Raw genomic sequence first — 7,370 nt, forward strand, 5'->3', positions numbered from 1 at the left:
AAGGTCCATGCCGAGCATCAGCCATGCCTGGTTGCTCATCAGGCGCGCTGTCTGCTCGCGGTATGTCATGCCGCCACGCTGGGTACGCCACTGGCGATCCAGCACGCCGCCTAGCGCGGAATCCAGTGCATCGCGGACCCGCGTAGTGCAGTTATCCAGGTAGTAGTCGTAGTTGTAGCCCGCGTTCTCGGGGCGGATGTTCCACAGCAGGAACTGGCGCAGTGTGCCTTTCTGGTCATCGCTCAGGGCCAGCACCTGGCGGTGCACGTAGCGACCCTCGCTCTTGTAGAACGCCACGTCGGAGGCGGTGGTCTCCGCATCCATGCGGTAGGCCATGATGCCGCGCGCGAAATTCAGGATGAAACCATCCTGGTCGAAATCGAACACGCCGTAGTTGAAGGCGATGGCCTCGCCGCTGACCGTGTCCTTGACCTCCAGCGCATCGTGGCCGAAGCGCTCCCAGTAGATATCGCCCGGCCCGTAGGTGAGCAGCGAAATCTCGAGATTCGACGCCGGGGCGTCGACGATGCCGGCGCGGGCGAGCGATGGCATGAGGCAAAGAGCGAGGAGTAGAAGCAAAGCGTGGCGCATGGCGCGTCGGTTTCCATTGATCTTGTAGGAGCCCACCCTGTGGGCGACATCTTTCGCGACGCAGCCGCAGGGCCGGTGGCGATTCGGCGAGAGGCGTCGCCCACAGGGTGGGCTCCTACGGGGTGCTCAGCTTTCGCCGGACACGCGGGTGACATGAAACTGCTGCACGCGGCGGTCGTCGGCTTCCGTGACGCGGAACTGGAAACCGCCGATGGTGATTTCCTCGCCGACGCTGGGCAGGTGGCCGAACTCGGAGGTGACCATGCCGCCGATCGTGTCGAACTCCTCATCGGAGTAATGCGCACCGGTTTCCTCGTTGAAGTCCGCGATGGGCGTCAGCGCGCTGACCGTGAGCGCGCCGTTGTCCAGCGACTGCACCAGGATCGGGTCTTCCTCGTCATCGTGCTCGTCGTCGATCTCGCCGACGATCTGCTCCAGCACGTCTTCGATGGTGATGAGGCCGGCGACGCCGCCGTATTCGTCGACCACCAGCGCCATGTGGTTGCGCGTGAGGCGGAACTCCGCCAGCAGCACGTTCAGGCGCATCGATTCAGGGATGAGCACGGCCGGGCGCAGCAGGCCACGGATATCGTTGCACTCGGCCTTGCCGAAATACTTCAGCAGGTCCTTCGCGAGCAGGATGCCCAGCACCTCATCCTTGTCTTCGCCGTGGACGGGGAAGCGCGAGTGGCCGGATTCGACAACGGCGGCCAGGATGTCGGGGAGGGGGGCTTCGACCGGGAGGCTGACGATCTGGGCCCGCGGCACCATGACGTCGTCGACGCTGAGTTCGGTCACCTTGATCGCACCCTCGACCATGGTCAGGGTGTCGTTGGAGAGGAGGCCATTGACCTGTGCGGTGCGCAGCTCCTCGATCAGTTCACCGAGGTTGCGCGGCTCGCTGGAAAACAGATGGCCCAGTCGGTCCCACCACGATCGGTGAGCCGGGCCGTTGGTACTACCAGGGTCCTCGTTCATTACTCTTTGATGTTCGGCCCAAACCGGGCGGAAGAGGCAGTCTACTGGAATTTCCGTGACGGTTCAGGGGACAGGGCCGACGGTCCGTGTAGGAGCCCACCCTGTGGGCGACATCTTTCGCCGTACAGCTGTAGGCCCTGTGGCGTAGTGGCGAACGGCGTCGCCCACAGGGTGGGCTCCTACGGCGCCAGGTAAGGGTCGGCGATGCCCAGGCCCTTGAGGATCCGGGTCTCCAGGGCCTCCATCTCCTCCGCCTCGCCATCCTCGATGTGGTCGTAGCCCAGCAGGTGCAGGGTGCCGTGGATGGTGAGGTGGGCCCAGTGGTCGTTGGGCTTCTTGCCCTGCTCGGCGGCCTCGCGGGCCACCACGGGCGCGCAGATCACCAGGTCGCCGATGAGCGGCAGGTTCACCCCGGGCGGAAGATCCGCCTCGAAGGAAAGCACGTTCGTGGCGTAGTCGCGGCCGCGGTACTGCCGGTTCAGGGCCTGGCCTTCCTCGGCATCCACGATGCGGATCGAGACCTCGGTCGCCTTGCGACGGCGCGCGCCCTTCAGCGCCACGTCCACCCAGTGGCGGAAGCTGGCGGCGGCGGGGATGCCCTTGCGCGAGGCGGTGGCGTAGCCCACGGCGACGTCGAGCTGGCTCACTGTTCGTTATCCTGCTTCTGCTCGAACGCCTCGTAGGCGCGCACGATCTTGGCCACCAGCGGGTGGCGCACCACGTCGCGCGAGGTGAAGAAGGTAAAGCTGATGCCGTCGACACCGCGCAGCACCTCGATGGCGTGGCGCAGGCCGGAGCGGATGTGCCGGGGCAGGTCGACCTGCGAGACGTCGCCGGTGATGACCGCGACCGAGCCGAACCCGATGCGGGTCAGGAACATCTTCATCTGCTCGACGGTGGTGTTCTGCGCTTCATCGAGGATGACATACGAATCGTTGAGCGTGCGGCCGCGCATGTAGGCCAGCGGCGCGATCTCGATCACGTTGCGCTCGATCAGCTTGGCCACCTTCTCGAAGCCGATCATCTCGTACAGCGCGTCATACAGCGGGCGCAGGTACGGGTCGATCTTCTGGCTGAGGTCGCCGGGCAGGAAGCCGAGCTTCTCGCCCGCCTCGACCGCGGGGCGGACCAGCAGCACGCGCTGCACGCGGTTGGCTTCGAGCGCTTCCACGGCGCTGGCGACGGCGAGGTAGGTCTTGCCGGTACCGGCCGGGCCTACGCCGAAGTTGATGTCGTGCGTGGTGATGGCATGCAGGTAGCGGGCCTGGTTGGGGCCGCGGCCCTTGATCACGCCGCGCTTCACCTTGATAACGACGTCCTGCGCGGATTCCGCGGCTTCGGCATTCAGCGCGTCGATGCCGGATTCCGCGAGGCGCACGTTGATCACCTGGCCGTTGAGCGTCTCGCTGGCGGTCGCTTCATAGAGCGAGCGCAACACCTGCTCGCCCGCCTGCGCCGACGCGTCGTCGCCGATCACGCGGAAGATGTTGCCGCGGTGGTCGATCTCGATGCCGAGGCGCAGCTCGATCTGGCGGATGTGCTCATCGAGCGGACCGCAGAGGTTGGCAAGGCGGGCGTTGTCCTCGGGATCGAGGGCGAAATCACGCTGGGAAAGACCTGAGTTCATAGAGCCCTGGAGATTTATGGCGGATCGGTGGCTTCGTAGGAGCCCACCCTGTGGGCGACATCTTTCGCCTCGACGGAACAGGCCCTGGGGCGCCGGCGCCCCCGGCGTCGCCCACAGGGGGGGCTCCTACGAAGCGAGCGCGACCTCATCATCGAGGCGCACGCGGCCACGCAGCGAGTTGCTCATGGCCTCGGTGATCACCACGTCGACGAACTGGCCGATCATCCGCGGGTGGCCGGGGAAGTTCACGTAACGCATGTTCTCGGTGCGGCCGGTCATCTCGGCGGCGTTCTTGCGGCTGACCTTTTCGACCAGCACGCGCTGGACGGTGCCGACCATCGCCTCGTTGATCTTGCGCGCGTTCTCGTTGATCGCGGCCTGCAGGCGGGTAAGCCGTGCGTGCTTCTCGTCGGCCGGCGTGTCGTCGGCCAGGTTGGCCGCCGGCGTGCCCGGGCGCGAGGAGAAGATGAAGGAGAAGCTCTGGTCGAAACCGATGTCGTCGATCAGCTTCATGGTCTTCTGGAAGTCATCTTCCGTTTCACCGGGGAAGCCCACGATGAAGTCGGAGGAGATGCAGATGTCCGGGCGCACGGCGCGCAGCTTGCGGATCTTCTGCTTGAATTCCAGCGCCGTGTAGCCGCGCTTCATGGCCGAGAGGATGCGATCGGAGCCGGCCTGGACGGGCAGGTGCAGGTAATTGCACAGCTGCGGCACGTTGGCGTACGCCTCGATCAGCGAATCCGAGAACTCCAGCGGGTGCGACGTGGTGAAGCGGATCCGGCCGATGCCGTCGATCTGCGCGATCGCGTGGATCAGCACGGCGAGGTCGGCAACGCCGCCATCGTGCATGGGGCCGCGATAGGCGTTGACGTTCTGGCCGAGCAGGTTGACCTCGCGCACGCCCTGTTCGGCGAGCTGCGCCACCTCGACGATCACGTCGTCGAACGGCCGGCTGATCTCTTCGCCGCGCGTGTACGGCACCACGCAGTACGAGCAGTACTTCGAGCAGCCTTCCATGATCGAGACGAAGGCGGTGGGGCCTTCGGCGCGCGGCTCCGGCAGGCGGTCGAACTTTTCGATTTCCGGGAAGCTGATGTCGACCTGCGCCTTGCCGCTGTTGCGCTGGGCTTCGATCATTTCCGGCAGGCGATGCAGGGTCTGCGGGCCGAAGACCAGATCGACGTAGGGCGCGCGCTTGAGGATGGCATCGCCTTCCTGCGACGCGACGCAGCCGCCCACGCCGATGAGCACGGGCTTGCCGTTCTTCTTGTGTTCCTTCCACTTGCCGAGCTGGCTGAAGACCTTTTCCTGGGCCTTCTCGCGGATGGAGCAGGTGTTGACCAGGATGACGTCGGCTTCCGATTCGTCCTGGGTCAGTTCGAGCCCATGGGATGCGCGCAGCACGTCGGCCATCTTGGTCGAGTCGTACTCGTTCATCTGGCAGCCGTGGGTCTTGATGAAAAGCTTGCCGCTCATGGGGCTTGGGTACCGTGTTGCATGGCCTATTACCGAACCGCGCAGTTTACGCCGGGGCCGCCCCCGGCGCCAGATGCCCGCCGTGGATCAATGACTTGCGTGAAGAAGGTCACGTTGTTCGCCCTTGCTGGCGGGGCGGTGGTGGCGGACAATCGCGCCCATGGTTGACGACGCGACGCCAGGGGAAAGCGCCGGCCATCACGCCCGCCGTTTCCTTGCCTGCCGGCCGGTCCTGAAAAGGGCCGCGGCACTCTGCGTCCTGTTGCTTGGGCTGGCCACCGGGCCTGCGGTGGCGGGCTCGTTGTATCGCTGCACCGGTAGCACCGGCGAAACCGTCTTCTCCGGCAGTACGGCCGGGTACAAGGACTGCAAGCGGATCGGTAGCACGCCCTCGGCCAGGCCAGCCCGGCCGGCGCTGGGGAAGGGCGCGGATCTGCCGCGGGCGGCGACGCCGCGCCCCGCCGCGGCACCGCTCCCCGGGCCGGACCCGGCCGCGGCGCCTGGACCGGTCGCGACCGCGGTGTCGTTCAAGGGCGTGTCGGGCGGCGTGGTCGGGCCAGGCGAACCCGTGACCTCGCTCGCCGGCGTGACCGGCGGCGTCGTGACCGACGCCGAGGCGAAGATGGAGGCGGCCAAGGCAGCGCTTCCACCGGTGACCGCACCGAAGGGCAGCTGGGACTACAAGGAATCCGCCTCGGCCGACCTGGCTTCGGCACCGGCCGCGGACGCCCCCAAGGGCTCGCGTGTGCTCCGCGGCGCCGTCTACCGGATCACCCGCCCGGATGGCGGCGTGGAGTACACCAACATCCCGCAGGCGGGTGCAGGGAAGGGCGGGAGCGTCAAGATGCTCTTTACCTACATCGCCACCTGCGTCGCCTGCGATGTGCACTCGAAGATCAACTTCAACGCCGTCGCGCTGAACTTCACCTCGTTCGGCGATGTGATCCGCACCGCCAGCCTCGACTACCACGTGGACGAGGCGCTGCTGCGCGCGGTGATCCACGCGGAGAGCGCATTCAACCCGCGGGCGCTTTCCATTGCCGGCGCGCAGGGCCTCATGCAGCTCATCCCCGGGACGGCGCGCGACATGGGCGTGCAGGATGTGTTCGACCCGCAGCAGAACATCCGTGGCGGTGCGCGTTACCTGGCGCTGCTGTTGCAGACCTTCAACGGCGATGAGCGCCTGGCTGCCGCGGCATACAACGCCGGGCCCGGGGCCGTGCAGCGCTACAACGGCGTGCCGCCGTACGATGAAACGCGGGTTTACGTGGAACGCGTCGGCCTGCTGCGCAAGCGCTATGCGGAAGGTTTGAAGCGGCCGGCTACCGGGGTGCCGCTGGCGGATCGCGGGTCCTGACCCGCTGCGATCACGGCGCAAGACCCGCTGTAGGAGCCCACCCTGTGGGCGACATCTTTCGCGATGACGCAACAGAGCGTGTAGCTCTTTCGCGTACGGCGTCGCCCACAGGGTGGGCTCCTACTGGGTCTGCACCGGCGAGGTCGGCGGCCGCTGGCTCGGCACGACCGACAGCGAGAACGGCTGCCCACTGCGCAGCCCCGACACGTTCACCGCCACCCCGGGCTTCAGCGATGCCTCCAGCTTGCGCAGGTCCGAGGCATCCAGGATGTCCTCGTCGCCAACCTTGAGCACCACATCGCGCTGCTGGAGGCCGGCCAGGGCGGCGGGGCCGCCTGGCGAGACCTCGTTCACCACCACGCCGCGCGCGGCGGAGGGCAGGCCGCTTTCGGCCGACACGGGGACGGGGCCGTAGTCGGCGCCGATCCAGCCACGCACCACATGGCCGGTCTTGATGATCTGGTCCAGCACATCGCGCGCGCTCTGCACCGGGATGGCGAAGCCGATGCCCTCGGCACCCACGGCCTGGCCGATCAGCGACGTGTTGATGCCCACCAGCTCGCCGTGCGCATTGACCAGCGCGCCACCGGAGTTGCCGAAGTTGATGGCCGCATCGGTCTGGATCAGGCTCTCCAAGCTCGACAGGTTGAGCTGGCGGCCGATGGCGCTGACGATGCCCATGGTCACGGTCTGGCCAATGCCGAAGGGGTTGCCGATGGCGAGGACCACATCGCCCACGCGCGGCCGGCTCTCGGCATCGGTCATCTTGATCGCCGGCAGGTTGCCGGCATCGACCTTCAGCACGGCCAGGTCGGTCTCGTCATCCGACCCCACGACCCTGGCGCTGGCGACGCGGCCGTCATACAGCAGGAGCTGGATGTCGTCCGCGTTGGCGATCACATGGTTGTTGGTCAAAACGTAACCATCGTCACTGACGATGACGCCCGAGCCGAGGTTCTGCTGGCGCCGCGTGCGCACCGGGCCGGTCGGCACGCTGAAGATGCGCTGCAGCTCGGGGTCCGAGTAGAGCTGCCGGGGCTGCTCGGTGACCAGCTTGTTCGCGTAGATATTCACGACGGACGGCGCCGCCTGGGCCACCGCGTCGGCATACGAAACCGGGGCTCCCGCAGCCACCTGGGTCGCCGATTCCGCGTGTCCGACGATGCGCTGCCGCAAGAGCGCGCCGCTGCCCGGCCAGAGCAGGCCGATGACGAACGCGATGGCAAGGCCAAGCACGACGAAGCGGGCGACGAAGGCGAACGTGCGGGCAGCTTGGTTCATGGGTGGCCGAATTTTCCGCGTCCTGGCGGGGAGTTAGCTGCCATGTCTTTACATCTGGCA

7 protein-coding genes are annotated in these 7,370 nt (G+C 66.7%); 1 reads left to right on the forward strand and 6 read right to left on the reverse strand.

The window, feature by feature from the left end:
• From ACTHLF_RS03145 to miaB, 5 genes are all read right to left on the reverse strand, one after another.
• On the reverse strand, positions 1–591 hold a 591-nt coding region (locus ACTHLF_RS03145; RefSeq protein WP_440324790.1), incomplete at its 3' end, for a lipoprotein N-acyltransferase Lnb domain-containing protein.
• A 126-nt stretch (positions 592–717) separates the two neighbouring features.
• Positions 718–1,569, reverse strand: a complete 852-nt coding sequence (locus tag ACTHLF_RS03150; protein ID WP_440324792.1) for an HlyC/CorC family transporter — start codon at positions 1,567–1,569, stop codon at positions 718–720.
• A 179-nt stretch (positions 1,570–1,748) separates the two neighbouring features.
• Positions 1,749–2,216: an rRNA maturation RNase YbeY gene (gene ybeY, locus ACTHLF_RS03155; RefSeq protein WP_440324794.1), complete on the reverse strand. Its 468-nt coding sequence runs from the start codon at positions 2,214–2,216 to the stop codon at positions 1,749–1,751.
• Positions 2,213–3,196: a PhoH family protein gene (locus ACTHLF_RS03160; protein WP_440324796.1), complete on the reverse strand. Its 984-nt coding sequence runs from the start codon at positions 3,194–3,196 to the stop codon at positions 2,213–2,215. The genes ybeY and ACTHLF_RS03160 overlap by 4 nt, the downstream gene beginning before the upstream one ends.
• 126 nt (positions 3,197–3,322) lie before the next feature.
• Positions 3,323–4,672: a tRNA (N6-isopentenyl adenosine(37)-C2)-methylthiotransferase MiaB gene (gene miaB / locus ACTHLF_RS03165; RefSeq protein WP_440324798.1), complete on the reverse strand. Its 1,350-nt coding sequence runs from the start codon at positions 4,670–4,672 to the stop codon at positions 3,323–3,325.
• 160 nt (positions 4,673–4,832) lie between these two features.
• On the opposite strand from miaB, the gene ACTHLF_RS03170 reads away from it, so the two are divergent.
• Positions 4,833–6,029 (forward strand): lytic transglycosylase domain-containing protein, encoded by a 1,197-nt coding sequence (locus ACTHLF_RS03170; protein ID WP_440324800.1) that lies wholly within the window; start codon positions 4,833–4,835, stop codon positions 6,027–6,029.
• Positions 6,030–6,149: 120 nt separating this feature from the next.
• Here ACTHLF_RS03170 and ACTHLF_RS03175 read toward each other — a convergent pair whose 3' ends face one another.
• Entirely contained in the window at positions 6,150–7,310 is a 1,161-nt protein-coding gene (locus ACTHLF_RS03175) for a S1C family serine protease (RefSeq protein WP_440324802.1), read from the reverse strand.
• Between the last annotated feature and the right edge of the window lie 60 nt (positions 7,311–7,370).

It is taken from the genome of Luteibacter sp. (genome assembly GCF_051958795.1).
In the GTDB taxonomy this organism is placed as follows: domain Bacteria; phylum Pseudomonadota; class Gammaproteobacteria; order Xanthomonadales; family Rhodanobacteraceae; genus Luteibacter.

What these genes read in the sequence shown, in the direction of transcription:
- ACTHLF_RS03150 (WP_440324792.1), bottom strand. Translation starts at nt 1,569, where the DNA reads ATGAACGAGGACCCTGGTAGTACCAACGGCCCGGCTCACCGATCGTGG.
- ACTHLF_RS03160 (WP_440324796.1), bottom strand. Translation starts at nt 3,196, where the DNA reads ATGAACTCAGGTCTTTCCCAGCGTGATTTCGCCCTCGATCCCGAGGAC.
- miaB (WP_440324798.1), bottom strand. Translation starts at nt 4,672, where the DNA reads ATGAGCGGCAAGCTTTTCATCAAGACCCACGGCTGCCAGATGAACGAG.
- ACTHLF_RS03170 (WP_440324800.1), top strand. Translation starts at nt 4,833, where the DNA reads ATGGTTGACGACGCGACGCCAGGGGAAAGCGCCGGCCATCACGCCCGC.
- ACTHLF_RS03175 (WP_440324802.1), bottom strand. Translation starts at nt 7,310, where the DNA reads ATGAACCAAGCTGCCCGCACGTTCGCCTTCGTCGCCCGCTTCGTCGTG.